This window comes from Sphingomonas sp. TF3 (assembly GCF_003985085.1).
GTDB lineage: Bacteria > Pseudomonadota > Alphaproteobacteria > Sphingomonadales > Sphingomonadaceae > Sphingomonas.
In genome coordinates, this window is record NZ_RWKS01000010.1 from 41,377 (window position 1) to 67,794 (window position 26,418).

Genomic DNA, 26,418 nt, shown 5'->3' on the forward strand with positions numbered 1-26,418 from the left:
AGCTATATCGACGCGCATATAGCAAAACCCTCCCGCCCGCGCGCTACCCCGCCTGCACGCGCCCGGTGCGCACCAATTTGCCCCAGCCAACGCGCGGGCCGCGCAAGGCCTGCGCAATGGCCTTGATCACGACGTAATACATGATCTGGCGATAGCCGATGCGCTGCGGGATCAGCAGCCACAGCAACCGCCAATTCTCGCGCCGCTCCAGCGCAAACGCCACCGTTGCGGCAAGCAGATCGATCGCGGTGAACACCAGCCAGTAGAGCAGCATCTTCTCGACATCATGCTGCGTCTGCGCCCAGCCATGCGCCTGCACCGCCAGATACGTCGTCACGAAGCTGACGATCAGCGCGAGATCGATGATCGGGGAGATCGCAGCAAATACGATCTGGAACAGGATCGCTTGCGGCAAACCCACCCGGGCAAGCCCGCGCGGCTTGCCCGTCGCGATGATAATGCCGTGCTTCCACAAGCATTGCAGCGTGCCGAATGCCCAGCGGAAGCGTTGCTTGGCCAGCCCCTTCACCGTCTCGGGGGATTCGGTCCAGGCGATGGCATATTGGTCATAGGTCACCTTCCAGCCGGCTCGCTGGATCGCGATGGTAAGGTCCTGATCCTCGGCCAGTGTATCGTCGGGATAGCCCCCAACCTGCTGGATCGCGGCGAGGCGCCACGCACCGACCGCGCCGGGCACGACCGTCATCGCGTCGAGCCGCGCCAGCGCCCGCCGCTCCAGATTCTGCGCCGTAATATATTCAACCGCCTGGAATTTGGTCAGCAGGTTCACGCGGTTGCCAACCTTGGCATTGCCCGCCACCGCGCCGATCTTTGGGTCGGCGAACCAGCGCGCGAGCCGGGCGATCGTGGTTGGCTCGAACTGGGTATCGGCGTCGAGCGCGATTACGATCTCGCCCGTTGCCAGCGCGAGGGCGTGGTTGAGCGCCCGCGCCTTCCCGCCATTTTCGAGCGTTAACAGCTTCACGCGCGGGTCTTGCGCAAACGCCGACGCGACGACCTCGCTGGTCTCATCGCTCGATCCATCATCGATCACGATGACTTCGACGCGCACATCGGTCGAGGCGAGCACACCGCGCACCGCGCGCTCGATCACCAATTCCTCGTTGAACGCAGGGATCATCACGGTAACGAAACGCGTCGGGTCGATCTCGGGGAAGATCGTCCGGCTCTCGCGTCGGGCCTGAATCAGCGCCAGCGCCGAGAGGATCACCGCGCGCGCGATACCGATCGTAATGGCAAGAAAGAAGATCCACCCTAACCCGATGACGATCGCGCCGAGCGCGCTGAAGATGAACAGATCGGTCGCCGCGGCTGCTTGATCACTCGCGGACAGCTTCGGCATCACCACATCGCGCGGGATGCCGGCCAACGTCGACACGGGCACGAAGGTGTACCCCCTGGCGCGCAACTGATCGATGATCTGCGGCAGCGCCTCAACCGTCTGAGAACGATCTCCACCGGCGTCGTGGAGCAGCACGATGTTGCGGCTGCACTGCGGCTCGGGATTGGTGGGGTCGCACTTGGCCGTGGGGTCGGTTACCTGCGCCACCGTCGAGTCGATGATATTCTGGACGCCCGGGCGCTTCCAATCACCCGGATCGACGTGCAGCCCGACCGAGATATACCCCCGATCCTGCGCCTGCAGCGCCGGATCGATTTCGTCGGCGGTGGTTGGCTCGGCGTCGCCAAAATACGGCGCGCGGAACAGGCGGAGCGAATGCCCGGTAAACGCCTGGAACAGGCGCTGCGTGGTGTTGAGCTGAAAGGTCGTCTCGGCAAGCGACGCGCCCGCCAGATTGGGATGCGTATAGGTGTGGCTGCCGATTTCATGGCCTTCGCGGACCATGCGTTCGAGCAACGGCCGCTGGGTTAGCGCGTTTTCGCCGACGATGAAGAAGGTTCCGGGTACCTTCTTTTCTTTCAGGATGTCGAGCACCTTGGGGGTCCAGGTCGGGTCGGGCCCGTCGTCGAAGGTCAGCGCGACAAGCCCCGGCTTATACCCGGTGCGCGCGACGATGTAGGGCGAGGGTAAGGTTTCGAACACGACATTCGTGATCGCGCCGTCCTTGTTGGTCTGGACGCGCCGCACGCCCTGCACGGGCACACCTGCGATCTTCAGGATCTCACCGCTGCCATCAATGTCGACGTCGGTCCCGGCGGGGATTTTCTCGATGACGGACGCAGGGGGCAAGGTTCGGTGCGAGCGGCCGAAGATCGACCAGAGCCCGGGATCCTCCGATCCCAAGCGCCAGACCGCGACCCCGTCCAGCCCCGATCGCGCCAGAAAGCGCAACTGGTTGTAGGCCGAGGCCGCATCCAGCATCCACACCTCGTGACGACTGCCGTTTTCCTGATAGGCAAAGCCGGTATTGCCGCTGGCCCTGTCGAACACGGGCATTGCGCTCGATTCCCGCGCGGTTTCCCACGCTTCGTCGATCGCGAGCGGCTCCCCGGTATGATCGTGCCAGTTATAGGCATAGCTGCCGATCGCGACGACGACCTTGCTGCGCGGCAGGCCATGCGCTGCTCTTGCGACAGACTGTTCAAACCACGCTTGCGACGCAATTGGCCCCGCTGCGCCGCCGACTTCATGCTCGTCATAGGCCATCAGGAAGATACGATCGACCACGGGGGCGAATGCCTGCATATTCCAGCCATTCTGCCCATCGGCTTCGCCGATCGGCACAGCGATCGCGATCACCCAGCTGTGCTTGATAAAACGCGCCCGCGCCTCGGCCAGGAACGTGCGAAAGTCGGCCTGCCCCCTGGGCGTAAGCTCTTCGAAATCGAAAAACGCGCCGCCTGCATGGTTGGCCGCCAGCCAGGGTTCGAGCTTGTCCAGCAACGCCTTGCGTTGCGCCGGTGCCCGCAACAACGCCTCCATGCCGCGCGGATCCCAATTGCCGTTCACCGCATTCTGGATCATCGGCAAGATCAGGGGGCGATGCGGCGACCGGTTGATGATCTCCCGCCCCGCAACATCCCGAAACACAGTGACCTTATGATCCGCGCCAGTGACCGAAACCCAGCCCGGAATCAGCCAGTCAAGCTCAGCGATATTGCGACGGAGGGATGCCGCCGAGGACTCGTCCCAAGGCGCATGAAACGCGATCGCCAATGGCTGATCGACCCCAACCCCGCGCGGACGCGCGCCGAGCAGCCGGGCATAGTCGTTCAAATCATGCCGCGCGCGCTTCAGCAGCGGCTCATGCGGCGGCGGCAGCTTGGTCAACGCGGCGTGCTCGGCCTCGACCGGCAACAAGGGCGCGCGCGGCACAGCCCCGATAGAAACCCCGAGCGCGGCAATCGCCACCACGATCAACAGCACAAACGCCGTCACCGCCACCGCGAAACGCCGCCGACGGCGCCCCGAGGCATCGTAGAAAACGGGGGCACTGCTCATGGAATTCCTGTCCTCGGGTAAAATCGTCATGATCGCATCGGCCCCTTCGCATGGCCTAAACGCGACGCCAACATGACATTCATGTCATTCGTAACTCTATCGTTATCTTCGGTCCAAAGGCTAGAGTGCCGGCGCACCTTGCCGTCAGCGAACCCCACGCTAGGATATCCCCCATAGGAGAGCCCCAATGCGCCACATTGCGATCATCGGCTCAGGCCCTGCGGGTTATTATAGCGCGGAAGGCTGTCAAAAGACGTTCGGCGATGCTGCACGCGTCGATATCATCGATCGTTTGCCGGTGCCCTATGGTTTGATCCGCAGCGGCGTTGCCCCCGACCATCAATCGATCAAAGGCGTGGCCCGACGCTATGAAACGGTCGCGTTGAGCGACACGGTGCGGTTTGTCGGCAACGTCACGGTGGGAAGCGACGTCTCCATTGGCGAATTGCTCGATCGTTACGATGCCGTCATCCTCGCCACCGGGGCACCGGCGGATAAGCCGCTCGGCGTACCGGGCGACGGCCTGCCCGGCGTCATCGGATCGGCGGCCTTTGTCGGCTGGTACAACGGCCATCCCGACTTTGCCGACCTCGATCCGCCGCTCACCCGCGGCGATGCGGTGGTCATCGGGGCCGGCAATGTCGCGCTCGACGTTGCTCGCATTCTCGCAAAAGCCGAGGACGAGTTTGCCGGATCGGACATCGCCGCCCACGCGCTTGGACGATTGCGCGAGACAGAATTGGCCACGATCACCGTGCTCTCGAGGCGCGGACCGCAGCAGATCGCGATGACCCCGAAGGAGCTCGGCGAGCTTGCCCATCTTTCGCGGGCGCTCCCTGTTGTGGATCCCTCCGACCTTCCCTCGCCCGAAAGCGACGCGGCGCTGGACCCGGGCCTGCGGAAATCGATCGCTCACCTGAGGGCTTTTGCCGAGCGGAAGGACGACAAGCCGGTCCACATCGTCTTCGATTTTTTTGCCCGTCCACTTCGTATCGAGGGCACCGGTGTCGCAGAACGGGTTATCATCGCCCGCACCATGATCGATGATCTTGGGAACGTGCGCGACACCGGCGACACCTATGCGGTCCCTGCTGGCCTGGTCGTCAGCTGTATCGGCTATCGCACGCCGCCGATCGCCGGGGTGCCATATGACGAGAAGCTCGGGCGCTTCGCCAATGTCGAGGGACGGATCGCGCCGGGGCTTTACGCGGTCGGATGGGCCCGTCGCGGTCCAACTGGCACGATCGGCACCAACCGCCCCGACGGTTTCGCCATCGCAGAGCTCATCGCGGCGGACATTCCGGCCGACAGTGGCAAGCGCGGGCGCATCGATCTTGATGAATTGCTCGCACAGCGCGGTATCGAGATCGTGACCTTCCGCGATTGGCAAAAGATCGAGGCGGCGGAGGTCGCGCGCGCGCGTCAGGGTGCCCCCCGTGAGAAATTCGCGACGATCGACGAGATGCTCGCCGTGCTCCTTTGAGCCGCAGCAGACGCGCGATCCGCCTGCGTGGCATTTTTTTGACTTGCTACCGCCGCGCCCTGCGGCTACGCGCTGCGCCCTGCAATGTGTCGGGGCGTGGCGCAGTCTGGTAGCGCACTGGTCTCGGGGTCCAGGGGTCGTAGGTTCGAATCCTATCGCCCCGACCATTGCTGGAACGAAGCGGGCACTTGCCGTTGAAGGCTGCCCTGGCGCTCCCCCATATTCCCCGATGTCATGATGATCCGCCGCCGGCTGAAAATTGCCGTCCAGGCAGGTACAATCGATCGTGGCGTGCCCCATAAACTCGATCAATGTTGCATTAGCGCAACACGCTGTAATTATCTTGAAATATTACAAAATGCGCCCGTTACGGGCCTTCCACGCCTTGAGCTTTTGATAACGGGTATTTAGCCTCCCTCCCAATACGGCGCGGCAGGGGCAGCGCCAAACGGGGGAGTCTATCATGGTCGAGCTTGGTAAACGTGCGCCTGCTGCGCGAGCAGTCCTTCTCGCGTCCGCCGCAACTTGGTCGCTTGTCGCCGCTGGCGCGACGCAGGCCGCTACGCTCAACGACACACCGGTGGGTGTCGGCCCTGCGAGCTACGTTCTTGAACCGCAGACCAATATCGCGGTGCCGCCCGTTTCGGATCCCAGCATTGTCATCGCGCCGCCCGGCACATCGGTGACCGACCGCGACCCGACCAACGTCACCGGCATCGGGCAGATGATCATCGATCAGAAGAACGGCTTTATCGGCCTGTGCACCGGCACGCTGATCAACCCGCGCACCGTCATTTTCGCGGCGCACTGCGTCAATGAGAGCACGACGGGCACGGCTATGAACCCCTGGGGTTACGGCACCGGTACTGGCCAGTTGCCGATCGCGTTCGGCTTTCAGACGAACAACAATCTCGCGGGCAATTCGGCTTTCGGGCACTGGCTCAATGGCACTGCGGGCGGTGCCAAGTATCTGACCTCGATCACGGACTATCTCTACAACGTCAATCAGGTGCAATATAACGCGCACTCGCTTGATCTGGGGCTGGCAAACAACTTCCTGCAGGCAGACGTCGCCGTCGCTTCGCTCGATACGCCCGCAGCGAATGTGCCGACCTGGGCGCTGCTATTCTCTGCACTGCCCGCCCCCACCTCGATCAGCGACACGACCGGCACCGGCTATCACGTGGCCATCGCCGGCTATGGAAATACCGGGACCGCGACCAGCGGCGCTTCGGTCGGCGTCGACTATCGGCGGCGCTTGGCAGAGAATTATTTGGGCTTGCTCGGGTCGCTCGACGATATCGATATCGGCCTGTTCGGCATCGCGCCACGGGGTCGCCCCCAGAATCTCTATCAGATCGACTTCGACAGCAGCGGAGCACCGAACAGCCGCACCAACGGTTTCGACTTCAATATCTTCAAGGATAACGCCCTGTCTGGAGAAGGGATTACCGGACCCGGCGATTCGGGCGGTCCGCTGATCCTCGACCGCACTTATGCCAAGCAACTGGTGATCGCAGTGCTCTCGGGCGGGACGCGCTATTTCAGTGCGCAGCCGTCCGGCAGCTACGGCACCAGCGCCTTCTACCAGCCGCTTTATCTGTATTGGGACTATATCGCGGCCGCCAATCCCTATCGCTACGTCAGCACGCTTGCGGGCGACGGCAATTGGACTGACCCAACGCATTGGGTGACCAACCTCGACCCCGCCTATAACGTCATCGTCAACGGCGCGCTGGTCAACGGCGTGCCCACCACGGCAGGTCAGGGCACCACCGGTACATCGGGCAAATTTGGCCAGATCTGCGATCAGGAACCCAATTTCGCCTATGACGTCTGCTATGACGTGAAGACCGGCGTCTATTATGACCACGGCGTCGCGGTCACCAACCCAGTTCCCGGCACCACCGCCAGCTCGACCGCCCTCCCCGCCGCGACGCTCGCCAATGGCTTGCCCGGGGCAACCAACTTCGTGCCGAACAATATCAATCCCGACTCGGTGAATCAGATCAACGCACGCTATTTCGACGTGACGTTGGCCGCGGCCGGCACCACCACGCTCGGATCGGCCGTGACGATCGACCGCCTAACGCTCAATGGCACTGCCGCCAAACTGACCGTCAACAGCGGCGCTTCGTTGACCAGCCTGATCAACATCAATCAATTGCAAGGTCTCGTCACCAATAACGGCACGGTCACCTCGGTTGGCGACTATCTGTTGCTGACCGGCGGTATCACCGGTGCGGGGCGCTTCAACGCGCCGTTCTTCACCAGCGTGAGCGGCATGATCATGCCCGGCACGGCCGGTACCATTGGCACCATCACCTTCGGCGGCAATTTGATCCTGTCCTCGGGAACGGTGCAGTTCATCGACCTTGGACCGGCAAATACCTCCGATAAACTCGCGGTCACAGGTGCTGCGAGCGTTGGCGGCATCGTTGGCTTCGCGCCCGTCGCGGGCCACACGATTCGCTATGGCGATGTCTATACGATCCTGACCGCGCAAGGCGGCGTGACCGGCACCTATGCGGCCCCGACCGCGCTCAGCGCGATCCTCACCCCGCGCTTCATCTATTCCGCCAATGCGGTGCAGGTGGCGATCGACGCTGGATTGTATGCAAACGTCGTTGGCAGTTCGCCGGTGCAGCGCGCTTATGCGCAATTGCTCGATCAGAACCGCAGCATCTACAACACCTATGCCGGCGTTTATGGCCCGCTCGATCTGCAGAACGCGGCCACGATCCAAGGTACGCTCGACAGCCTTGCCCCGCGCGAGCAGACGCTGAAGCGCGCACTCGGCACGCTCGCGGTGGACAATATGCAGCGGTTCACCGCCACCCGCCTGGCCAATCTCGATCATGGCGACCTTGACGGGACGCTCGCGATCATCGGCAATCCGCTCGTCTTCGCGGCGAGCCGCGCGTCGGGAGATGTCGTCGCCAGTGGCGCTGCCCTCGCTGCAAACGATACAGCGCTGCGCCCGGGCAAGCTGCCCGAAACCGTCAACGGGTACATCGCGGCAGGCTATCTCAACGGCAACAGCCGCCCAATGCCCACCGCCGTTCCGCTCGGCGCGCGCGACACCTTTGACGGGTTCTACGTCGTCGGCGGCATCGAAGGCGAACTCGACAGCCGTACCGCCGTCGGCATGTCCTTCTCCTACACCAACGCGAGCGGCTCCACGACCGGCGGCCAATATGCCCGGGCGGACCTGTTCCAGACCAGCGCCTATGGCAAAATCGCGCTTGCAGGGCCGCTCACGTTCGATGTTCAGGCGAGCCTGGGCTTCCTCGATACGGCAACGCGCCGCAGCGTTTCCCTGGTCGGAACGCCCTTCACGCTGCGTGGGCACGAAAGCTCGCTGACCTATTCGACGCAGCTCGGGCTGGGATATGACATAAGCGTCGGGGGCGGCCTGAAGATCACGCCGCGCGCCGCACTGCGCGCAGGGCAGATCGACTGGGCGGGTACGAATGAGACCGGCGGGGGCACCGCGCTGCGGATCGCGCCGCTACCCTCGAACAGCGTTCAGGCATTGGGCGGTGTCAACCTGAGCGGCGGCAAGATCCTCAAGCCCTATCTGTCCGCTTATTATGTGCATGCGTTCCGCGACCAGCCGAGCGCCTTCGGTGCGAATTTCGTCGGCGGCGTTGGCCCCAACGCATCCTTCGCACTGGCTGCGCAAGACAAAGACTGGGGCGAGATCGGCGGCGGCCTGTCCTACGCGACCAAGGACGTCACGCTGTCCATCGGGGCGGATACGACCGCCGGTCGGACCGACATCTCCAACCAAAGCTACCGCGCGACGGTCAAGATCGCCTTCTGAGCGGGATATCGCGTTAAGCCAGCGGGCCGTTCGGGTGACCGGGCGGCCCTTTGCGCATCCATGCTCGACGCGTGGCATCTCCCACTGCTACCGCTCCGCGCCATGACCGCTCTCGAAATTGTCGCGTTCCTGCTCGGACTGGCCAATGTCACGCTGGTCGTTTTGCGCAGCATCTGGAACTATGTCTTCGGCCTCGCGATGGTCACTCTCTACGCGGTCATCTTTCTCCATACACGACTCTACAGCGATGCTTTGCTGCAGGTGTTTTTCTTCGTCGTGCAAATCTATGGCTGGTGGAACTGGTCCCGCGCCCGCGCGGCTGCGGGTGAAGTGACGGTCGGGCTTTTGACGAACCGCGCTCGATTGACCTGGACGATCGGGTGTCTGGCCGCAGCGGCGCTGTGGGGATATGCAATGCACCGCTTCACCGACGCCTCCTTCCCCTGGGCCGATGCGACGCTTGCTGCGATGAGCGTCGCCGCGCAGATTTTGCAATCGCGCCGTGTGGTCGAAAGCTGGTGGCTGTGGATCGCAGTCGATATCGGCTCGGTCGGCCTCTATGCCGCCAAGGGATTGTGGCTGACGATGCTGCTCTACGCGATCTTCCTGGCACTGGCGATCTGGGGTCTGTTCGACTGGCAGCGGGTCGCGCGACGGACCGCCACCGCATGACCGTGATTTGCCTGCACGGGCCCGAAAGCACGGGCAAATCGACGCTGATCGAACAGCTTGCCGCGCATTATGCGACGGTGTTCGTCCCCGAATATGGCCGCACCTTCGCCGAACAGCACGGCACCGATTTCACCATGGCCGATCTGGTCGAGATTGCCCAAACGCACGATGCGATGACACAGGCCGCGCGCGCTACCGGTGCTGACCCTTTATTCCTCGATACAGATCCGCTGATGACGGCGGTGTGGGCCGACATGCTGTTCGGCACCCGCGACCCGTGGTTCGACGCGTGGCACAACACCGCCGACCTGTACCTGCTGCTCGACATCGACTTACCGTGGATCGACGATGGTACGCGCCTGTTCGGCAGCACGGCGGAGCGGCAGCGCTTCTTCGACCTGTCACGTGCCGAGCTGGAGCGGCGCGGCCTGGCCTATGTGCTTGTGGGCGGGCGCGGCCCCGACCGTCTCGCGGCGGCGCTCGCTGCGCTCGCCTCGGTCGGGGTGCGCCCCGCCACTCCCAATCCCGCCTCGCTCAGCCCTTCTTCGCTTTGAGCGCCTTCACTGCCGCCAAGGTCCCGGTGATGTGCCCCTCGGGCTTCATCTCGGACAGCACGTAAGCGATCTTGCCGTTGGTGCCGATCACATAGGAGGTGCGGTTGGTCCAGCCGGCCTTTTGCGGCAGCGCGACGTCATAGCCCGAGATCGTGGCGGGCGTGGCCAGCCCGACCGGGAATTTGTCGCGGCATTCAACCGACGAGAATTCCTTGATCCGCTCGGCATTCCCTGCGGTCAGGCCGATCAGTGTCGCGCCCTGCTTCTCGAAATCAGCCGCTGCCTCGGCAAAGGCATGCGCCTCAGCGGTGCAGCCCGAGGTGAAAGCGGCGGGGAAGAAATACAGCACCACCGGCCCCTTCTTGAGCGCGGTCGCCAGCGTAAAGCTGTGCGTCTTGCCGGCAAGCGCGGCCTCGGTGGTGAAGTTCGGCGCGGTATCGCCAACCTTCAGCGCGGCCATGGCAGGGGTGGCAAAGCCAAGCGCGAGGCTGGCGGCGACAAACGGGATGGCAAACTTCATGGCGACGTCTCCTAAAACGATCCGTCACCCTAGCCTGCCGCCCCCGCCGCCGCCAGCCCGCCCGTTAGCGCGACGGCGCGAGCTTGGTGTTGAGCACCCAGCCGACATTGTCATTTTCGTCGGCCACTTCCCACCACAGCCCGTTCTTGTTGCCGGTCGGGTAGACGATCGCACCGGCGGGCAAGGTGCGCAGCACGCGGCCGGTCGCGCTGGCAGCCGAGCGCAAGGCCAGCGGGCCTTGCGCGGTGAAGGTCTTGGCAGGAGCGGCTTCGGCCGTGCCGGTGTCACCCGGCGTCACGTAGCCGAGATCGTTGACCAGCTTCGAATAGGCCTGGATGAACGCCAGCGTCACAATCCGGCCGATATCGGTATTGTCGTAACCGCCGCCGATCACCCCGCCGCCTGCAACGCCGCCGAATACGCCGCCACCGCCGCCGAAGCTGAGGCTGTTCTTGGCGGCATAGCCGTCCTCCGTCGCGAGCGTTTCAGTGGTGCGCACATTGGTGATTGACAGCACGACATTGGCTTCCATCTTGCGGCTGCGCACGCCGCCGACGATCCCGCCGATCGGGCCGCCGATCAGACCGCCGAGCCCGGCTGCGACACCACTGCCGCTAGCGTTGCTGTTGGCACCCTGCACTTCGGCCTGAAGGACATAGTCGGCGGCCTTGATCTGGCCCTGGCCGACATTGGAACCGCGCTGCAGCCCGAGATCGCCGCCGATATCGCGCTCGCGCTGCGCGGCCTGCAAGCCGCTGCCGCGATCGACGATGTTGAAACAGCCCGAACGCTGCACCAGCACCTTGAGCAGCTTCTGCGGCGGCGCGAGATTGTACTGCGTCCAGCCGCGCGAATCGTCGCCGTCGACGATTGAGATCGTGCCATGCTTGCGCGCGCAATGCGGCACGTCGTTCATCGTCGCTTCTTGCAGCTTCTGCGTGCCCGACGGCTTGGCCAGTCGCTGCGCGGCGACCTGCATCGGCATGCTCACGATGATCGCTGCCATCGCCATCCCGGTCACGATTTTCGACATACCCTGCCCCCGCTTAGAGTCGTTACGCTGGCTCGATATCCGATTTGCGTCAGGCGGCATAGAGATGACCGCGATGATGACGGGCTTTGTGCAGGCGTGCAGGCGATGCTATGGCCCCCTCTTCTGTTTCCAGCACACAACCGGGCGAATTCGTGACCCCTCTTCAGACCATCCGCAATTTCAGCATCATCGCCCATATCGATCATGGCAAGTCGACGCTCGCCGATCGCCTGATCCAGGCGACCGGCGGCCTCAGCGACCGCGAAATGTCCGAGCAAGTCCTTGATAATATGGACATTGAGAAAGAACGCGGGATCACCATCAAGGCCCAGACGGTGCGGCTCAGCTACACCGCCAAGGACGGGATCGACTATACCCTCAACCTGATGGACACGCCGGGCCATGTCGACTTCGCCTATGAAGTGAGCCGCAGCCTCGCCGCGTGCGAAGGCGCGCTGCTGGTGGTCGATGCCGCGCAAGGCGTCGAGGCGCAGACGCTCGCCAACGTCTATCAGTCGATCGAGCATGATCATGAGATCGTGCCCGTCATCAACAAGATCGATCTCCCCGCCGCCGACCCCGACAAGGTCAAGGCCGAGATCGAGGAAGTGATCGGCCTCGACGCGAGCCAGGCGGTGCTGACCAGCGCCAAGGCCGGGATCGGCATCGCCGAAGTCCTCGAAGCGATCGTCACCCGCATCCCGCCGCCCAAGGGCGATGCCGATGCGCCGCTCAAAGCCATGCTGGTCGATAGCTGGTACGACCCCTATCTCGGCGTCGTCATCCTCGTGCGCGTCGTCGCGGGCGTCCTCAAGAAGGGCCAGCAGATCAAGTTCATGCAGGCGGGCACGCTCCATCTGGTCGACCGCGTCGGCTGCTTCCGCCCCAAGATCGAGCAATTGACCGATCTCGGCCCCGGCGAAATCGGCTTCATTACGGCGCAAATCAAGGAAGTCGCGCAGACCCGCGTCGGCGACACCATCACCGACGCCAAGCGCCCCGCCGCCGAGGCCTTGCCGGGCTTCAAGGAAGTCCAGCCGGTGGTGTTCTGCGGCCTCTTCCCGGTCGATGCGAACGATTTCGAGAAACTGCGCGAAAGCATCAGCAAGCTGCGCCTCAACGACGCGAGCTTCTCCTTCGAGATGGAAACCAGCGCCGCGCTCGGTTTCGGCTTCCGCTGCGGCTTCCTGGGGCTCCTCCACCTCGAAATCATCCAGGAGCGCCTCACGCGCGAGTACGACCTCGACCTCATCACCACCGCCCCGTCGGTGGTGTACGAGCTCGAGCTGACCCATGGCGGTGGCACGATCGAGCTGCACAACCCCGCCGACATGCCCGATCCGAATAAGATCGAAAGCATTTCCGAGCCGTGGATCCAGGCGGTGATCTACGTCCCCGACGAATATCTCGGCAGCGTGCTGAAACTCTGCCAGGACCGTCGCGGCATCCAGAAGGACCTGACCTATGTCGGCGGCCGCGCGCAGGCGACCTATGAGCTGCCGCTCAACGAAGTCGTGTTCGATTTCTACGACCGGCTGAAGTCGCTCTCAAAGGGCTATGCCAGCTTCGATTACACCCAGATCGGCAAGCGCGAGGGCGACCTCGTCAAGATGAGCATCCTCGTCAACGAAGAGCCGGTCGACGCGCTGTCGATGATCGTCCACCGCGGCACCGCCGAGGTGCGCGGGCGCGGCATGGTCGAGCGCTTGAAGGAACTGATCCCGCGCCATTTGTTCAAGATCCCGATCCAGGCCGCGATCGGCGGCAAGGTGATCGCGCGCGAGACGATCAGCGCGATGCGCAAGGACGTGACCGCGAAATGCTATGGCGGCGACGCCAGCCGCAAGCGCAAGCTGCTCGACAAGCAAAAGAAGGGCAAGCTCAAGATGCGGGAGTATGGGAGCGTGAGCATTCCGCAGGAGGCGTTTATTGCGGCGCTGCGGATGGGGGATGAGGGGTAGCGACAGGGGAATCGGGCGGCTGCCTTCGACCGAACGCGGTCCATTCCACGTCGAAGGGAGTTGACCTTATCCGCGTTATATAGGAGGCCAATTCTATGGAACGGACGAGCAACAGGTTGATCCTTTGCGGCACTGGCCCTGTCCGGCCTCTCACGCGCCTAACCGTCGATGCGACGCTCAACGTCGCGCCCGATCTTATTAAGCGCTACCAGAACGGACATTACTGGCTAGAGCGTCGGTTGGACGATCTCGCACATAACCGGGCGTATGCGATGGGCATTGCCACGGGCAGTCATCTCATAGCGCTCGCTTTACTCACTCCAAAAGGCGCTCACGCGGTTAAGCTCTCGACATTCTCCGTTGCTCCGCGCTTCCGTTCGGCTGGCATCGGCCGGACGTTGCTCCAAGCTCTTCGTTGCAAATGGCTCGCGGACGATATCGATCGGGTGCATGTTACAGTCGATCAAGACGATTTTTCGACAACTCAGTTCTTTTTGAACAGCAACTTTGCTCAGACCAAAGATGTGCTCGTCAATTATGGTGAGCACCGCTGGGATAAAGTTTTAAGCTGGACGCCTGCCGCGGATTCACGTGCTCCTGCTTTTTTCCGTTAAACCTCATTACGCGGCGGCGATCTTCGAAGGCCGAAAGGTCTTCGAATATCGGCGCTCGCCGCCGCGCCGCTACCTGCCCGGGGTCGCGTTAATTTATGAGACCCTGCCGGTTTCTGCGGTGACCGGAGCAGTGAAGGTTGAGGAGCCGTTCTCTCTTCAAGCTAACGATATCGCCGAGCTTGAGCCCGATATTGCCGCTTATCTAGCTGGCGCTCGTGCACCTTGCGCCATCCCAATTTTGGTCGCCAAGCGTTTCGGCACGCCGATCCCGTTCAGAGCCCTGCTAGCAAGGGGCGTCCGAGCTCCACAGTCTTGGACATATGTTGCAACCGACTTTCTTCCACCAGGTCTGTTTTAGCGCCCGGTGCCGCCTTCGATCTTGTCGTTCCAGCGCAGGACAGCCTGAAGCCGCAGCAGCGCCTGCTTGAGCCGCTCGACGCTCCTTTTGTCCTTCACCTGTGCCCAAATATGCCTGGCCGCATAATGGTCGGCCTTGGTAAGCCCGTCGATATCAGGGGCCTGATCCGCAGCTTCCGCGTCGCTGAGAACGTCCTTTTTGTGGAGCGTGTTAGCGCCGAGCGCCTCAACATAGATAACGGCAAGCGGTGCCAATGGACCGCTATCTTTGACGATGAACGCCATCAGCGATCCAGAGGCTGTGTCATTGCCAAAGGGCTTGGCCTCGGTGTCGGTGAACCCCCAGTTGCGAATGAGGTTCTTGCACGAATTGCCGACATTGGAATTATATTGGGCGCCGACCAGCCGCCACGCTTTCCCGATGATGCCGTAGCGCACGGAAAAGCGACGACCCACTGATCGCTCATCTCCTAGGTGCCAGTTACCACTGTAAAGCGTCGCCTGCACGAGCGACTCTCCTACGAAATCGGGAATATAGAGAGTCGCGCGATGCGGGATCGCATCAAGCGCGATCGTCTCCTGCGCAAACGCCGCTTCTATATCTTTGTAGACCTCCCGAAACCGGGCTTGGAGTGAGGAGGCTCGCAATGCCTTAGTATAAGTGCGGACCAGATCGTCCCCAAGCTCGTGCTGCCGCGCCTCGATTGAATCTCGTTCAGATGAGAGATCGTGCAGATTGAAGGAAACCCCAAAGGCCGTGATCGTACCGGAAGAACCAGCAAGCCGACGCCGGAAGCTTGGACTGCTCATCAGCACCAAAAACAGGCTGATAGCAACGATCGTGAGGAAACTCAGCGCCCCTATCCACTTAAGGAAAAGCTTAGACTGATCAAAGACGAGCGAACCGAAGCCAGATGCGGTGTCAATCTGCTGCTTGATCTGCTCGCGCTGGGCGCGAATGCTTTTCAGATGCTCGCTAAGTGCACTGTCGATTAGAAAGGATTGACTATCAAGTGTCTGGTCGATCGCTCTACCATGGGTTTCGATCTCAACAAAATAGGGCGCAATCCGCTTCTTCTGGATATCAGGCAATCCGACAAGCGCTGCCCGCACACTGTCGATTGCCATGGTGAGCTTGTGACGATCGTCTTGAACACGTGGCAGCCGGTGCGATTGGACATTTTCCAGCAATGCCTCAAGAGCATCAAGCCGTTTGAGCATTGTCCCGGCTGGCGCGCTGTACCGTGACGGCTGGCTGATGGCGTAGCCTGTGATGAACCCGACAACGAGAAACAGCGTCGCGAGCGTCAGGGCCCAGTAATTGAATACGAAGTTCCACCATATCGAAAGGGCAGGCCAATAGCCGCGACTCGCTGGCGTGGCGGGTGTTGTCATAATCGCCGCCCCCCAAAAACGGCCTTCACGGTATAGGTCAACGCCACGCTCATGAAAAGCTGACCGGAAAAGGTGAATATTGCAACACAATACCGGTGGTACCTGAGCGGTAGCGGCACAAATATCTACTTTGGCTAATGAGGCCAGGGAATCCGTCCTTACGTTGCCGCTCAATTAAAATCATAAAGCGCTCCCTCTAAACGCTCTCTACTTCCCATCCTCCCTCCGCCCCCTCCCCAGCACACCAAGCCCGCCAGCCCTCTTCGGTCGCCGAGGCTTCCCATTGCGCCTGGGCGGCGGCCATTTGGGTGCAGGCTTCCTTTCGGGCTGCCCTGCGCGCGTCGAGCGTTGCGCCGCTGGCAATGGCGCTCGACAGGCCGCGCTGCGTCATCGGCGCGGGACGCAGCATGGCGTCCTGCGCCCACACCGCCTCGCGCGCCTGTTTGAGCAAGGCGCGCCGCGCCTCGAAGGAATCCTCGGTGCCCACCGCCGGGTCGGGATCGTCGAGATGCAGGAACATGTCGTTCCAGAACGCGACGATCGCTTCGGGCCGGTCGATCACGCAGAAGATGAACTCGATTTCGGTCAACTGGCGCAGAGCGAAATCGGCCGCGACGATGTCGCCGCGCAAGCGCGCCTGGCGCTCAGCTTTAACCTTATTGGTGTAGTGCCGCATGAAGTCGTCGTGCCGCTCGGCACCGGCGCGCGCGCGGTCCGCCTCGGACATGTATGCGGGATTGCGCGCCTTGCACACCGGGCAATTCTCGGCGGCCTCGCGCTCGATCGTCGCGCGGTTGCGCGTGCCAGGGGCGAGGCCGGGCCCGCCATAGCGATCGGTCAGATGGTGGCGCAGGATGAACATCGTCAGCCGGTCATTATACCAGCGGCGTTCGCCGACCTGCTCGTCCTTGTGGAAGACCGGGACGGGCACGCCCTCGATCGCGCGTTCGATCGCGACATCGACCAGGCGCTGCACCCCGTGATCCAGCGCGGCGAGCCAGGCGGCGCGGAAGCCGTCGGCCCCCGGTTGTCGGCGGAGGTAGTAGGCCCCCTCCGCGCTCATGTTGATGCGCCGGGCGGCGGCGGTGACCGATCCGGTTTCGGCGAGCGCGGCGATGAAGCCGCGCTGCCGCTCGGGCGTCCAGCCGTCATAGCGATATTTGCGGGGAACGGGCTCGAACGCGAGCACCGGGCGAGCGGTGGGGACGAGGTTCTGCATGTCCGCGCATTTAACTGATATGGTTAATGTAGGGCAGCGTGCGGTCGCTGCGCGAGTGCGCGGTTCAGCCGACCGCCGCCCAGCGCACTTCGCCCTTGCTCCAGGCGAGGAAGGCGGCTTCGTTCATCGGTTGGGCGATGGCATAGCCCTGGATCACGTCGCAGCCGATGATACGCAGGATATCGGCCTGCGCCTGCGTCTCGACCCCCTCGCCGACCGCCTGGCAGCCAAGGCCGTGGATCAGCCCGATCACCGCCTGTGCGATGATGCGTGCATCGGCGTCCGCGGCGATATGTTCGATCAGGCTGCGGTCGAGCTTGATCCGGTCGAGCGGGAGCGCGCGCAGGCGCGGCAGGCTGGAATAGCCGGTGCCGAAATCGTCGATCGCGATGGTCGCACCGTCGGCGCGCAGCAGCGCGATCGCCTCGAGCACTTCGTCGCTGCAGTGCATCGCGAGTGTCTCGGTGATTTCGAGTTCGAGCAGCCGCGCGGGTGCATCGACGCGGTGCATCGCCGCACGCAGGCGGCGGAAGAAGCTGGCATGGTCGAGCTGGCGCGGCGACACGTTGACGGCGAGGCGGTGTTCGATCCCCATCCGGCTCCAGCGCGCGATCGTCTCGGCGACGCTGTGCACGACCCAGTCGCCGATCTCGACGATCAGCCCGGTTTCCTCGGCGCGCGGCAGGAAAGTGCCGGGCAGGCGCAGGCCGTCCTGCGGGTGCCGCCAGCGCAACAGCGCTTCGGCGGCGACGATCTGCCCCGATCCGATGCGGAGTTGCGGCTGAAAGACGAGCGCGAATTCATCGCGGTCGATCGCGTCGCGCAGCGCGCTTTCCAGCCCGGCGCGCTCGGTGATCTGCGCGGCCAGCTCGGCCGAGAAGTGCTCGGCGCGGCCGCGGCCGCTGCTTTTTGCGTGATACATCGCGGCATCGGCGGCGCGCATCAGGTCGGTCAGCGTTTCGCCATGGTCGGGGCGCAGCGCAATGCCGATCGACGCGCCGATCGCGATATCGGTGCCCGCCAGATCGAACGGCTCGGCCAGCGCGAACAGGACCGCACGCCCGATCCGGGCCGCGTCCGCCGAATCGACCTGCGCGAAGAACATCGTGAACTCGTCGCCCGCCAGCCGACCGATCAGCGGGGCCGGCCCGGCCTCGGGCAGCGCGACGCTGTCGGCGACCGCGCGCAGGCGGTTGGCAACCATCCCCAGCAGCATGTCGCCACAGGCATGGCCCATCGTATCGTTGACCGCCTTGAAGCGGTCCAGATCGATGAAGAACAGCGCGCCGCCCGCGCCCGTCGGCATCGTCGACAACAGCCGCTCGCACGTGCGGCGGAAGTTGGTGCGGTTGGCAAGCCCGGTCACCGGATCGAACATCGCCAGCCGCTGGACGCTATCGAGATTGGCGTTCAACTGTGCGAACAAGCCATGCATCGCGGTAGCGAGCTGGGGCACGTTCGTCGCGATTTCCGGGGGGATCTGGTCGCTGAGATCGCCCTGCGCCGCCTGCGCCAGACGCGCGATGGCAGCGTCGATCGCCGACGCCGTCCCGGCAATGCTGCGCTCGGTCGATGCCCAGCACATCACCGCACACACGATCGCCGGGATCAGCGCACGCGAGATGTTGCTGATTTCGACGCCGCCCGACGATGTCGCGGCGAGCGCAAGGATAAAAGCGACCGCCCCGGAGCACATCGCGAACACGATTGCGCGGCTTTTGAGCGTAACGCCTTCCATCGCGATATCGTTGACTCCTGGCAGCGTGGTGCGAAACGCACTGGCTTGTCCAAGACGATGACAGCCAAAGGTTAAGACTTTCGCGAACTCCGCGCGCGTTTCAGCACGATGTAGAGCGCACCGCTCCCACCGTGGCGCGGATGTGCCGCGCGGACCGCCGCAATCGCGTCGGCGTGGCGCGACCCGGCCAGCCAGTCGCCGGTCGCCGCGCGAATCGCCCCGCGCGCGTGCGGACGCTCACTGGTCGGGCGCGGCGGCTTTCCGGTGACCAGCAGGATCGTGCGGTCCCCGGCCCGGATCGCCGCGTCGAGCGCGCCGTCCAGTTCATTATAGGCGGATTGCAGCGTATGCCCGTGCAAATCGATTGTGCGATCGGGGGAAACGAGGCCTCGCGCGATTTGCTTGTCCCAGGTGCCGTCCAGCGTGTTGGCGCTGTTGGCGGCAGCGCGTGCGGGTTTGGGAACCGGCAACGGTGGAACGCGGCCGACGACACGCTTGGCAGGCGTTGCCGCAACCGGCGGGGCGATGGATGGCGCGGCCACGCCCGCTGCCCTGGCGGTTTTCGAGCCCGTCGCTGGCACCGTCGGCGCGGCTTTGGCCAAAGGGCGTACCCCGGCCATCACCCGCGCCCACAACGCCGCTTCGTCAGAACTGAGGTGACGCGTTCCCATCGGGCCTCTCACCAGACACGCGCGCGCCAGCCAGTCGCTGAAGAGTGCCCGTCGGCAACAAGAGAAAGGCGGTGCCGCGCGCGGTCATGCCCCCGGCGATGGCCTCGGCATCGGGGCCTGCCCCCCAAAAGGTATCGACGCGATTGGCCCCCTTGATCGCGCCGCCGGTATCCTGGGCGATCCACAGGCGGCTGGCGTCGGCGCGATCCATCGAGAGCAAGACCGGGGCCCCCAGCGGGATGAAATGCGGATCGGCAGCGACACTCACCCCGCCGGTGACCGCAACGCCCAACGCGCCCATCGGCGAGCCGGATTGTTCGTGAAAGAACACATAGCTCTTGTTTTCGCGCATGATGTCGCGGCCCTGATCGGGATGGTCATGCAACCATTGCGACATGCCCTGCAGCGAGGTTTGCCCCGGCCCGAGCAAGCCGCGCTTTTTCATCAGCGTGCCGATTCCGGTGTAATCGCGGCCATTCTGATTGTCATAGCCGATCCGCATCACCGACCCGTCGGGCAAGCGCAGCCGCCCCGACCCCTGGATCTGCAGGAAGAACAATTCGACCGGATCGGCCGCCCAGGCAAGGATCGGCGCGCGCCCGGCGAGCGACCCGGTCTCGATCGCGGTACGATCGTCATAGGGGATGAAGCTGCGCCCATCGACGCGGCCGCGGATCTTCTTGCCCTTGAGCGTATCGCTGAACTGGCCGAGATCGACATCGACCAGGTCGGTCGGTCGCGCGTAAATCGGCACGTCATAGCCGCGCCGCCGTTCGCGCGCGGCGCGGATTTCGGGCTCGTAATAGCCGGTGGCAAAGGCTTTGCCGTCGCCGACCTGCGCCGTCTCGAAATATTCGGCGAAGAACGCCCGTGCCTCGCCCCGGCGGACGCCTGGCGCGGCCCCACACGCCGCCGCCCAATCGCTGCCGCGAGTCAGGCCGGAAACATCGGTACGGCGCAACAGCGACGGACAGGAGGCCTGAAAAGCCACCAGAGCCCGCGCCGCAGCGGCTTCGTCGATGGGGAGCGTGTAGACAGGCGGACCTGCGATCACGCCCGCGCTGGCGGCGGTCGCCGTGCCGGCCGCAACCGGCGCAACGGGCTGCGGCGCGATCGGGGTGGCGGCGACGGGTTTGCGCACCGGTGCAGGACGGTTGGCGACCGGACGGGGGCGTTCGACGTGACCGCCGCACCCGGCGAGCAAGACGGCAAACGCAATCGGCAGCCCGGTAAATGCCCCCCGCATTGGCGTTATGCCTCGTCGGTGTCGGCGAGCTTCCAATTCGGGTCGCTGCTCTTGAGAGTGCGCACGAAGGTCCAAACATCATGCGTCTCAACCGCATCGGTCATCGAGCCCGCGATCACGTTACCCTCGGCATCGCGCGTCACCGCAGCGATGTCGGCATCGAAGCGGACCGTGATCCGCGCAACCTTGCCGTCGAGCGACGCGTCGGCAATGACCGCGCGCTCGATCGACACGAGCCGGTTGTCCAGCACATGGCCCGCAGTGTCACGCGCCACGATCGCGCTGGTGAAGGCATCGCGCACCGAATCCTCGGCAAGCCAGGCGAGTTGTTCCTCGTCGCCCTTCCAGAATGCCTCCAAAATCATGCGATAGGCACCCTGCGCGCCACCGAGAAAACGCGAGACGTCGAAGGTGGATTCGGCAGCGATGATCGCGCGGATCCCCGCTTCGGCCTTGGGCTCGACATTGCGGCTGATCGGTTCACGCGCTTCGCCGATCGCCTCGACCGGGCGCTGCACCACCGTCAGCGGAGCACGTTCCTCGGTCGGCTTGGGCAAGGGCTGTTCGTGACCCGTGCGTTTGCCCAGCACCCGATACAGGTTCAGCGCCAGAAACGCAGTCAGCATTACGAGAATGACGGTCAGGAACACGCGGCCTCCGGGGCTTTCAACAGATGCAGTACATAGGCCTAACGCGCCAAGGATTCAAATCATGCAATAAGACGAGCGTCTCCGGCGAGTTGAACTCGCTGCCCCCCCCTGCTAGGCGCGCGCTTTCGACCACGCCACGGAAGTGTGGCGCTTATACGATCAGGGTAAGGACGAGTTCCATGAGCGAGCAGGACGACGGCTTCATCACCACCACGGTTCCGACGACCGACCCCTATGGCAATGGCCTGGACACCGCGCCTGCGGCCGGCCTCATCTCGCAATATGTGAAGGACTTGTCGTTCGAGAATCCGAACGCACCGGCCATTTTCCAGAACCCGACCGCGCCCGCCATCGACGTGCAGTTCAACATCGCTTCGGCCCAGGTCGGCGACGATGTCTATGAAATCGTGCTGCGTATCGAAGTGAAGGCCGAAGCAGAGGGCACCGTCGCCTTCCTCGTCGACCTTTCCTATGCCGGGCTGTTCGGCCTGCGCAATTTCCCGGCAGAGCATCTCCAGCCGTTCCTGCTGGCCGAAGCGCCGCGCCTGATCTTCCCGTTCGCGCGCCGCGTGCTGGCCGACGCCATCCGTGACGGCGGCTTCCCGCCGCTGCTGCTCGAGCCGATCGATTTCGCCAGCGTCTTCCTGCAGCAGCAGGAAGCGGCCGAAGGCGGCATTGGCGAGACGCTCGGCACCGCCTAAGGGCCCTTTCAGCCCCCGATCTCCCAGTCCGGATGCGGGGGCTGTTTTTGTGAAGACAGCGCCATGAACCTCGTCAAATCACTCGGCTCGATCGGCGGCCTCACGCTGGCCAGCCGGGTGCTGGCGTTGGTGCGCGATTCGCTCGCCGCCCGTTATGTCGGGGCGGGGTTTGCATCGGACGCGTTCAATGGCGTCGCCTTCCGTCTGCCCAACATGTTCCGCGCTTTGTTCGCGGAGGGCGCGTTTTCCGCCGCCTTCATCCCGATGTTCAACAAGAAAGCCGCCGGGCCGGACGGCATTGCCGGCGGCTATCGCTTCGCCGAGCGCGCGCTGGCGGTGTTGCTGCCGATCCTGATCCTGTTCACCGGCGCGCTGATCCTGGCGGCCTGGCCGATCACTTGGCTGCTCTCGGGCGGTTTCGCCCGCCAGCATCCCACCCACGAGCAATTCGCCTTTGCGGTGATGCTGTCGCGGATCACGTTGCCCTATCTCGCGCTGATATCGCTGGCGTCGCTGCTGGGGGGCATCCTCAATTCGCTCGACAAATTCTGGGTCAATGCGGCGGCCCCGATCCTGCTCAATCTCGCCATGATCGCGGGGCTGTGGTTCTTCCACGGCACCGACGTCTATCAGACCGCGCGCGTGCAGGCGATTTCGGTGACGGTCGGCGGCGTGCTGCAACTGCTGTGGCTGCTATGGGCGTGCCACCGCGCCGGGGTCGATATGCGGCTGCGGCTGCCGCGCTTGGACGCCGATGTGCGCGAGATGCTGCGGCTGATCGTCCCCGCTGCGGCGGGCGCGGGCGCGTCGCAGATCAATCTGTTGATCTCGACCTCGCTCGCGGGCAGCCTGCTCGCCTCGGGCTCGATCACGTATATTTATTATGCGGACCGGCTGAACCAATTGCCGCTCGGGCTGATCGGGATCGGGCTTGGCACGATCCTGTTGCCGACAGTGTCGCGCCTGCTCTCGACCGGGCAGGATACCGCCGCGATGGAGACGCAGAATCGCGGGATCGAGCTGGCGCTGTTCCTCACCCTCCCCGCCACCGTCGCCTTCATGGTCGCCGCCGAGCCGATCGTGCGCGGGCTGTTCCAATATGGGCATTTCACCGCGATGGACGCGCGCCGCTGCGGCTGGGCGCTCAGCGCCTTCTCGGTCGGCCTGCCATCCTATGTGCTCGTGAAGGTGCTGACGCCCGGTTATTATGCGCGCGGCGATACCAGGACGCCGGTGCGCTATGCGATGATTTCGATTGCGGTGAACATCGTCGGCAACCTCATCCTGATCCCGCTGATCGGCCATGTCGGCCCGCCGCTCGCCACCGCGCTCGCCTCGACGGTCAATGTCGCCATGCTCTATCGCACGCTGGTCGAGCGCGGCCATTTCGCGGCGGACAGCGCTTTGCGCCGCAAGGTCCCGCGCCTGCTGCTCGCCGCCCTGCTGATGGGGGCGACGGTGTTCGCGTTCGAGCGGCTGCTCACCCCCTATCTCGGCGGCGCGCTGATCGTGCGCTATGCAGCCCTTGGCGTGCTGGTCGGCGCGGGCAGCGCGGTCTATGGCGTGGCCTGTTTCGTTACCGGTGCTTACCGGATCGCGGACCTGAAGGCGCTGATGCGGCGGCGCGGCACCTCCAACACTCCCAAGCCCGCCCAGGAATAAGCATATGCGTGTCGTCTCCGGCATCCAGCCAACCGGCAATCTCCACCTCGGCAACTATCTCGGCGCGATCAAGCAATGGGTCGCGATGCAAGACGCGATGCCGGAAGGCGACGATTGCCTGTTCTTCCTGGCCGATCTTCACGCACTGTCGCAGCCGGTCATCCCGGCCGAGCTCAACGCCCACACCACCGAAATGGCCGCCACTTTGCTCGCCTGCGGGATCGACCCGAAACGCGCGATCCTGTTCAACCAGGCGCGCGTGCCCGCGCACAGCGCGCTCCACTGGATTCTGGGCGGCACCGCGCGGATGGGCTGGCTCGGCCGCATGACGCAGTGGAAGGACAAGGCGGGGAAGAAGGGCGAGACGCAAAGCGTCGGCCTGTTCACCTACCCCGTGCTGCAAGCCGCTGACGTATTGCTCTATCAGGCGACGCACGTTCCGGTCGGCGAGGACCAGAAGCAGCATCTGGAACTGGCGCGTGACATCGCGGTGAAGTTCAACACCGATTATGGCGACACCTTCACGCTGCCCGAGCCGTTCATCTCCAAGGCCGCCCCGCGCATCATGAGCTTGCGCGATGCCAGCGCCAAAATGTCCAAGTCCGATCCGTCCGACGCCAGCCGGATCAACCTGGTCGATGACGACGACACCATCGCGGGCAAGATTCGCAAGGCCAAGAGCGATGCCGATGGCTTGCCGGGCGAAGTCGCCGGCCTCACCGAACGGCCTGAGGCGCGCAACCTGGTGACGATCTATGCGGCGCTGGCAGGCGTAACGCCCGATGCGGTGCTGGCGCAGTTCGCCGGCCAAGGCTTCGGCGCGTTCAAGCCTGCCCTCGCCGATCTGGCGGTGGCGACGCTCTCGCCGATTCGCCAGCGCCTGACGGCCTTGCTCGATGATCGTGCAGCGGTCAGCGCGGTGCTCGCCGAGGGCGCGGCGCGCGCGAGTGTGCTGGCGGCACCGACGCTGGCGGCGGCGCAGGCGGCGGTCGGGTTGCAGGTGTAACCTTCGCCGCAGGCCGACTGGTGCCAAAATCCCTCTCCCAGCGGGAGAGGGAGGGAGCGGCGAAGCCGCGGAAGGGTGAGGGTGAGCCGGGTGCAGCTCCCGCAAAGTCGCCCTCACCCTTCCCACCGCTGACGCGGCGGGCCCCTTCCCTCTCCCGCTGGGAGAGGGAGGTTAAGCGATCAGCCCTCCAGTTCGCGCAGCAAATAGCGCACGGCGGTATCGATCTCGCGATCGGTGTCGCGCAGTTCCTCGATCCGGCGCACCGCGTGGATCACGGTCGAATGGTCGCGCCCGCCGAACTTACGGCCGATCTCGGGCAGCGAGCGCGTCGTCAGCCGCTTGGCGAGGTACATGGCGATCTGGCGCGGCCGTGCCACCACCACCGCGCGCCGCGCCGAGACCAGATCGACCGGCTTCAGCTCGAAATGCGCCGACACCGCCTTCTGGATCTCGTCGATCGTTACGCGGCGTTCCGCCCCGCGCAACACGTCACCCAGCGTCGCCACGGCGAAGTCGAGGTCGATCTCGACCCCGGTCAGTTGCGCATAAGCCACCACGCGGTTGAGCGCGCCTTCGAGATCGCGAATGTTCGCGGTGATGCGCGATGCCAGCAAATCGAGCACCTCGGCGGGCACCTTGGCACCCGGCATGTCGGCCAGCTTGCGCGCCAGCACCGCGCGGCGCAGCGCCAGATCAGGCGCCTTGATGTCGGCCACCAGCCCGCACGACAGCCGCGAGGTGATCCGCGCCTCGACCCCGTCGAGCCCCTGCGGGCAGCGATCGGCCGAGATGACCAGGCGCTTGCCCGCGCCCATCACTTCGTTGATCGTGTGGAAGAACTCTTCCTGCGTCGAATCCTTGCCCGCGATGAACTGGAGGTCATCGACCAGCAGCAGATCGGCCGAGCGCAGCCGCGTCTTGAAGCTGTGCGTGTCGCGGTTGCGCAGCGCCTGGACGAAATCGAACATGAAGCGCTCGGCCGACATCAGCAGCACGCGAGCGCCGGGCACCGCCGCCAGATAGGCCGCACCAATGGCGTGCATCAAATGCGTCTTGCCCTGCCCGGTGCCGCTGTGGAGGAACAGCGGGCTGAAGCGCGGCACGCCGGGCTCGGCCAGCGCGCGCGCCGCGTTGAACGCGACCATGTTGGAAGAATCGACGACGAAGCGGTCAAAGGTGAAGCGCGGGTCGAGCGGCGGGCGATCGGCGACCACCACGGGCGCTTCCACCGCAGCCGGGAGCGAATCGACCGTGAGAATGGCGGGCGCGGCAGCTGCGGTGGCGGAGCCCGTCTCGATCGTGACGCGTCGCACCGTCGGCAGAACCGCGCGGAACTCCTGCAGCAAGCGATCGGCATAATGGTTGCGGACCCAATTGGTCATGAACGCCGACGGCAACGCCAAACGCACCGACCCCTCGTCCAGACCGGGCAACAGCGTCATCGGCTTCAGCCACTGATCGAACAACCGCGCGCCCGCCGATTCCCGCAAATGCGCCCGCACGGTGGCCCAGGCGCGGGCCACCGAACCGTCCGGCTGCACGCCATCCATGCTGGTGCCGTCTGCGCTCGCCCCCCTGTTCAACGTTACGACCACACCAAAAACCTTTGTTTGACAGCGCGGTGAAAGACCGCGCCGCCGGAACTGCACAGACAAAGCCCCCCACAGCCGGAATCACCGCCTGCAT

At 64.2% G+C, this 26,418-nt stretch carries 20 protein-coding genes and 1 tRNA gene; 11 read left to right on the top strand and 10 right to left on the bottom strand.

What is annotated here, in order from left to right:
- Positions 1–43: 43 nt before the first annotated feature.
- Positions 44–3,424, bottom strand: coding sequence for a glycosyltransferase (locus EJC47_RS10750; RefSeq protein WP_126847532.1), 3,381 nt, complete (start codon positions 3,422–3,424; stop codon positions 44–46).
- Between the two features lie 187 nt (positions 3,425–3,611).
- Between EJC47_RS10750 and EJC47_RS10755 the strand changes: the two genes are divergently transcribed.
- The 5 genes from EJC47_RS10755 to EJC47_RS10775 all read left to right on the top strand — a co-directional run bounded on the left by EJC47_RS10755 (position 3,612) and on the right by EJC47_RS10775 (position 9,959).
- Positions 3,612–4,907 carry an FAD-dependent oxidoreductase gene (locus EJC47_RS10755; RefSeq protein WP_126847534.1) on the top strand — a complete coding sequence of 432 codons (1,296 nt, stop codon included), beginning with the start codon at positions 3,612–3,614 and terminating at the stop codon, positions 4,905–4,907.
- 90 nt (positions 4,908–4,997) lie between these two features.
- Positions 4,998–5,074: transfer RNA gene (locus EJC47_RS10760), tRNA-Pro, on the top strand.
- Positions 5,075–5,370: 296 nt separating this feature from the next.
- Positions 5,371–8,733 carry an autotransporter outer membrane beta-barrel domain-containing protein gene (locus tag EJC47_RS10765; protein WP_260591541.1) on the top strand — a complete coding sequence of 1,121 codons (3,363 nt, stop codon included), beginning with the start codon at positions 5,371–5,373 and terminating at the stop codon, positions 8,731–8,733.
- Positions 8,734–8,835: 102 nt separating this feature from the next.
- Complete coding sequence (pnuC, locus tag EJC47_RS10770) at positions 8,836–9,405, top strand: nicotinamide riboside transporter PnuC (RefSeq protein WP_126847536.1); 570 nt, start codon at positions 8,836–8,838, stop codon at positions 9,403–9,405.
- Positions 9,402–9,959 carry an AAA family ATPase gene (locus tag EJC47_RS10775; protein ID WP_126847538.1) on the top strand — a complete coding sequence of 186 codons (558 nt, stop codon included), beginning with the start codon at positions 9,402–9,404 and terminating at the stop codon, positions 9,957–9,959. Before pnuC ends, EJC47_RS10775 begins: the two co-directional genes overlap by 4 nt.
- On the opposite strand, the gene EJC47_RS10780 is transcribed toward EJC47_RS10775, so the two are convergent.
- Together EJC47_RS10780 and EJC47_RS10785 are read right to left on the bottom strand one after the other, a co-directional pair.
- Complete coding sequence (locus EJC47_RS10780) at positions 9,940–10,479, bottom strand: redoxin domain-containing protein (protein WP_126847540.1); 540 nt, start codon at positions 10,477–10,479, stop codon at positions 9,940–9,942. The genes EJC47_RS10775 and EJC47_RS10780 overlap by 20 nt on opposite strands.
- Before the next feature lie 64 nt (positions 10,480–10,543).
- Positions 10,544–11,512, bottom strand: coding sequence for a CsgG/HfaB family protein (locus EJC47_RS10785; RefSeq protein WP_126847542.1), 969 nt, complete (start codon positions 11,510–11,512; stop codon positions 10,544–10,546).
- Between the two features lie 110 nt (positions 11,513–11,622).
- Here EJC47_RS10785 and lepA point away from each other — a divergent pair, with 110 nt between their 5' ends.
- The 3 genes from lepA (at position 11,623) to EJC47_RS10800 (ending at position 14,445) form a co-directional block, all read left to right on the top strand.
- Positions 11,623–13,473, top strand: coding sequence for a translation elongation factor 4 (gene lepA, locus EJC47_RS10790; RefSeq protein WP_126847544.1), 1,851 nt, complete (start codon positions 11,623–11,625; stop codon positions 13,471–13,473).
- Positions 13,474–13,568: 95 nt separating this feature from the next.
- Positions 13,569–14,087: a GNAT family N-acetyltransferase gene (locus EJC47_RS10795; RefSeq protein WP_126847546.1), complete on the top strand. Its 519-nt coding sequence runs from the start codon at positions 13,569–13,571 to the stop codon at positions 14,085–14,087.
- Positions 14,065–14,445: a hypothetical protein gene (locus EJC47_RS10800; RefSeq protein WP_126847548.1), complete on the top strand. Its 381-nt coding sequence runs from the start codon at positions 14,065–14,067 to the stop codon at positions 14,443–14,445. Before EJC47_RS10795 ends, EJC47_RS10800 begins: the two co-directional genes overlap by 23 nt.
- On the opposite strand, the gene EJC47_RS10805 is transcribed toward EJC47_RS10800, so the two are convergent.
- From EJC47_RS10805 to EJC47_RS10830, 6 genes are all read right to left on the bottom strand, one after another.
- Positions 14,442–15,839, bottom strand: a complete 1,398-nt coding sequence (locus tag EJC47_RS10805) for a hypothetical protein (RefSeq protein ID WP_126847551.1) — start codon at positions 15,837–15,839, stop codon at positions 14,442–14,444. The genes EJC47_RS10800 and EJC47_RS10805 overlap by 4 nt on opposite strands.
- 196 nt (positions 15,840–16,035) lie before the next feature.
- The gene (locus tag EJC47_RS10810; protein WP_126847553.1) at positions 16,036–17,058 is read right to left on the bottom strand and encodes a hypothetical protein; all 1,023 of its coding nucleotides are present in this window, start codon (positions 17,056–17,058) and stop codon (positions 16,036–16,038) included.
- A gap of 64 nt (positions 17,059–17,122) precedes the next feature.
- Positions 17,123–18,796, bottom strand: coding sequence for a putative bifunctional diguanylate cyclase/phosphodiesterase (locus EJC47_RS10815; RefSeq protein ID WP_126847555.1), 1,674 nt, complete (start codon positions 18,794–18,796; stop codon positions 17,123–17,125).
- A gap of 71 nt (positions 18,797–18,867) precedes the next feature.
- Positions 18,868–19,467, bottom strand: a complete 600-nt coding sequence (locus EJC47_RS10820; RefSeq protein WP_171010463.1) for a Smr/MutS family protein — start codon at positions 19,465–19,467, stop codon at positions 18,868–18,870.
- On the bottom strand, positions 19,442–20,713 hold the full coding sequence (mltA, locus tag EJC47_RS10825) for a murein transglycosylase A (RefSeq protein ID WP_126847557.1): 1,272 nt from the start codon (positions 20,711–20,713) through the stop codon (positions 19,442–19,444). The genes EJC47_RS10820 and mltA overlap by 26 nt, the downstream gene beginning before the upstream one ends.
- Positions 20,714–20,718: 5 nt before the next feature.
- Positions 20,719–21,363: a Tim44/TimA family putative adaptor protein gene (locus tag EJC47_RS10830; protein WP_148110549.1), complete on the bottom strand. Its 645-nt coding sequence runs from the start codon at positions 21,361–21,363 to the stop codon at positions 20,719–20,721.
- A gap of 179 nt (positions 21,364–21,542) precedes the next feature.
- Here EJC47_RS10830 and secB point away from each other — a divergent pair, with 179 nt between their 5' ends.
- The 3 genes from secB to trpS all read left to right on the top strand — a co-directional run bounded on the left by secB (position 21,543) and on the right by trpS (position 24,732).
- A complete protein-coding gene (gene secB / locus EJC47_RS10835; RefSeq protein ID WP_126847559.1) occupies positions 21,543–22,064 on the top strand; it encodes a protein-export chaperone SecB in 522 nt (173 codons plus the stop codon).
- Between the two features lie 63 nt (positions 22,065–22,127).
- Entirely contained in the window at positions 22,128–23,726 is a 1,599-nt protein-coding gene (gene murJ / locus EJC47_RS10840) for a murein biosynthesis integral membrane protein MurJ (protein ID WP_126847561.1), read from the top strand.
- 4 nt (positions 23,727–23,730) lie between these two features.
- Positions 23,731–24,732 carry a tryptophan--tRNA ligase gene (trpS, locus tag EJC47_RS10845; protein ID WP_126847563.1) on the top strand — a complete coding sequence of 334 codons (1,002 nt, stop codon included), beginning with the start codon at positions 23,731–23,733 and terminating at the stop codon, positions 24,730–24,732.
- 179 nt (positions 24,733–24,911) lie between these two features.
- On the opposite strand, the gene dnaA is transcribed toward trpS, so the two are convergent.
- On the bottom strand, positions 24,912–26,282 hold the full coding sequence (dnaA, locus tag EJC47_RS10850; protein WP_126847565.1) for a chromosomal replication initiator protein DnaA: 1,371 nt from the start codon (positions 26,280–26,282) through the stop codon (positions 24,912–24,914).
- Positions 26,283–26,418 lie beyond the last annotated feature (136 nt).